The sequence below is a fragment of the Neisseria sp. P0021.S007 genome, assembly GCF_051956855.1.
Window position 1 is genome coordinate 1 of the sequence record NZ_JBQCXA010000434.1, and the last position, 737, is coordinate 737.

The 737-nt window shown below is 54.1% G+C and carries 1 protein-coding gene; it reads right to left on the reverse strand.

The genetic code is table 11. From position 1 onward, the window contains the following. Positions 1 to 40: 40 nt before the first annotated feature. Positions 41 to 737 (reverse strand): Mur ligase family protein (locus ACTHUR_RS13835; protein WP_440399112.1); only part of this gene is annotated, 697 nt, incomplete at its 5' end.

Genomic DNA, 737 nt, shown 5'->3' on the forward strand with positions numbered 1-737 from the left:
GCCTTAAGGTTTCGGGCCGTCTGAATATTTGCGTTATGACTTAACTGCGCTCTGCCAATGCTTTTTCTGCGATTTCAAAATCGGAGAAATGGTGCTTCACGCCTTGTACATCCTGATAGTTTTCATGCCCTTTACCGGCAATCAGAATGATGTCGTTTGCGGCGGCGCGTTCGACTGCGTAACGGATAGCAGCGGCGCGGTCGGCTTCGACGCATTCGGGCGCAGGAACGGCAGGCAGGATGTCGTTGATGATGTCTTGCGGATTTTCCAAGCGCGGGTTGTCGCTGGTTACGACAACTTTATCCGCACCCTGTACGGCTGCCGCGCCCATCAGCGGGCGTTTACCACGATCGCGGTTGCCGCCGCAGCCGAAGACGCACCATAAGGCCGCGCCCTGCGGTTTGATTTCCTGCAAAGTGGAGAGTGCTTTTTCCAGTGCATCGGGCGTGTGGGCATAATCGACAACAACCAAAGGTTTGCCGCTGTTCATAATGCAATCCATGCGGCCTGAAGCAGGACGGATTTTTGCTAGTACTTCCAAAATGTTATTGAGTGGATAACCGTTGGCACACAGCAAGGCAACGCAGGCGGCGAGGTTTTGTGCGTTGAATCGTCCGAGCAGACGAGTGCGGCATTTTCCTTCGCCCCATGGTGTTTGGAATACGGCTTCCATGCCGTCTGATGAAGCGGTGAAATCGGTAATGCGGATATCAGCGTGTTCGCTGAAACCATAGCCG